The sequence below is a fragment of the Falsiroseomonas oryzae genome (assembly GCF_027856955.1).
In the GTDB taxonomy this organism is placed as follows: Bacteria; Pseudomonadota; Alphaproteobacteria; order Acetobacterales; family Acetobacteraceae; genus Falsiroseomonas; species Falsiroseomonas oryzae.
In genome coordinates this window covers 1-2,394 of sequence record NZ_JAPSMD010000632.1, presented here as the reverse complement: position 1 = coordinate 2,394, position 2,394 = coordinate 1, and the positions used below count along the sequence as shown (strand labels likewise).

Genomic DNA, 2,394 nt, shown 5'->3' with positions numbered 1-2,394 from the left:
GCGCGACGCCGCGGCGCGCCGGGCGCGGCTGACCCCGCGCGGGTCACGACCGCGCGCCGCAACCGGGATCCTCACCCTTCCGCGGCCCGGGGGAGCGACCTCAGCCCGGGGCGCCCACCGGACGATGCGGGATCGCCGCGTCGGCTCCACGGCGCAGCGCCGCAATCAGGGCGAACAGCCGCCTTGCGTCGCACGGCTTGGGCAGCACCGCGTCGAAGCCGGCGGCGCGGCAGCGTGGCCCAGCCTCCTCGGGCGATTCGGCGCTGAGCGCGATCAGCGGGACGCGGGCGTCCCGGCCAGGCCCGCGCCGGATGGCGACGGCCGCGTCCAGCCCGTCCATCCCCGGCATGTGCAGGTCGAGCACCACGGCATCGAAGGATGCGGCCCGCAGCATGGAGAGCGCCTGCGCGCCATCCTCCACCGCGACCACCTCATGCCCGGCACGCTGCAGCAGCGCCTGCAGCAGAAGCCGGCTCGCGCGCATGTCCTCCGCCACCAGCAGCCGCCAGCGGCCATCGGTCCGCCCTGCGGACAGGGACACCGAGGCGGGACGGGGTTCAGCCGGGACGGGCATGCGCGCTTGCCACCTCGAGGACGCCGCGAGGCGACACGGCGCGCCGGGGCGCCTGTCGCCCCGGGCACCCAGAGTGTCGGGCGAACATCAACCGGAGGTGAACACGCGTCACTCCGGCTGGATGCGCGCGGCCTCGACCAGCGCCCGGTTGCGCGGGATCTCCTCGGCGATCAGCTGCGCGAAGGCCTGCGGAGTCTCGTTCAGCGGCGTCAGGCCGACGCCCGCCATCCGCTGCGCGTTGGCGGGCTCGTTGCAGGCTTGGTTCACCGCCGCGTTGATCCGCGCGACGTGGTCGGAGGGCAGGCCGCGCGGCCCCCACAATCCGCACCATCCCTCATAGACCATGTCGGCGAAGCCTGCCTCGACCAGCGTCGGCACATCCGGCAGCACCGCCTCCCGCCGGGCCGAGGTGACGCCGTACGCGCGCAGCCGGCCGTCGCGCACCAGCGGCAGCGCCGGGCCCATCGGCGCGATGAACAGGCTGACCGCGCCGGAGACCAGGTCGTTCATCGCCGGCCCCGTTCCGCGGTAGGAGACGAAGGTCGCCTCCACGCCGAGCTTCTGCCACAGCGCCGCCGTGGCGAGCTGTCCGACGGAGCCGAGCGAGGAACCGGCGAAGGAGAAGGTGGCGGGGCTGCGCCGGATCGCCTCCAGCAGCTGCGCCAGGTTCTGCGCCGCCAGGCTGGTGCCGCCCACCATGACGTAGGGAATGGAGACGGTGCGCGCGACCGGGGTGAAGTCGGCCTGCAGGTCGAAGGGCACGTTGCGCTGCACGAAGGGCAGCACCGTCAGCACCTCGTTGGAGTAGAGCAGCGTGGTGCCGTCCGCCGCGCTGCGCGCCACGGCTTCCGCGCCCACGGCGCCGTTCGCGCCGGAGCGGTTCTCGATCACCCATTGCTGGCCGAGGATCTCCGCCGTGCGCGGCGCCAGGATGCGGCCCGTCAGGTCGGTGGTGCCGCCCGGCGGATAGGGCACGACCAGGCGAACGCTGCGCGCCTGCGCGAGCGCAAGGCGCGGCGCCGCGACGGACAGGGCGGCGAGCGCGAGTGTCGCGCGGCGCGTGATACGGGTCATTGTCGTTTCCTCCCCTTCCGCCGGATCGCGCGCCGGCGCGCGTGACGTCAGGCCGGCGCGGCCTCCAGCGTGACGAGTTCCGCGCCGTCCTCCACCAGCTCGCCGACGGCGCAGCGGATCGCGGCGACCACGCCGTCGGCCGGCGCCGTGATGCGCATCTGCACCTTCATAGCCTCGATCACCAGCAGCACGGCGCCGCGCGACACGGCGTCGCCGGGTGCCGCGAGGATCTGCAGCACGCGCCCGGGCATCGGCGCGACGACGCGGCCGCCCGTGCTGTCCGCCACGCCGGAGGGCGCACGCGGGTCGAGATGGCGCAGCTCATGCGTCGCGCCGTCGAGGACCACGGCGATCGCGTCACCCTCGCGCAGCACGCGCGCGCGTTGCGCAACGCCGTCCAGGCGGAAGGCCAGCGCGTCGTTCTCCCACCGCACGCCCTCGATGCCGGCGGGGCCGCCAGGCAGGTCGAGGCGCAGCGCGGCGCCAAGATGGGCGCGGACGACGATGGTCGCCTCCGCATCCACCAGCGAGAAATCTTGCCAGCCCTCGCCGTTCAGCCGCCAGGCCGTGGCGAGCCCCCAGGGGGAATGCGGATCCGCGGGATCGGTGACCGGCTCGTCGCGCAGCAGGCGCAGCACCGCGGCGGCCAGCGCGGCGCGCGGCGGGGGGGGCGTGGGCGCGAGCAGGCCCGGGTGGCGCGCGATGAAGCCTGTGTCGAGGTCGGCGGCGGCGAAGGCCGGCGTCGC

At 75.1% G+C, this 2,394-nt stretch carries 3 protein-coding genes; all 3 read right to left on the bottom strand.

Features of this window, described 5'->3' with window-relative positions; all coding sequences use genetic code 11:
• Positions 1–100 precede the first annotated feature (100 nt).
• A complete protein-coding gene (locus tag OZN99_RS29900; protein ID WP_270938854.1) occupies positions 101–541 on the bottom strand; it encodes a response regulator in 441 nt (146 codons plus the stop codon).
• 141 nt (positions 542–682) lie between these two features.
• The gene (locus OZN99_RS29895) at positions 683–1,648 is read right to left on the bottom strand and encodes a Bug family tripartite tricarboxylate transporter substrate binding protein (protein WP_270938853.1); all 966 of its coding nucleotides are present in this window, start codon (positions 1,646–1,648) and stop codon (positions 683–685) included.
• 47 nt (positions 1,649–1,695) lie between these two features.
• The coding region (locus tag OZN99_RS29890; RefSeq protein WP_333779787.1) for an acetyl-CoA carboxylase biotin carboxyl carrier protein subunit at positions 1,696–2,394 on the bottom strand (699 nt) is incomplete at its 5' end.

Excerpts from the sequence above, each read along its gene's own strand:
- OZN99_RS29895 (WP_270938853.1), bottom strand. The coding sequence starts at position 1,648 with ATGACCCGTATCACGCGCCGCGCGACACTCGCGCTCGCCGCCCTGTCC.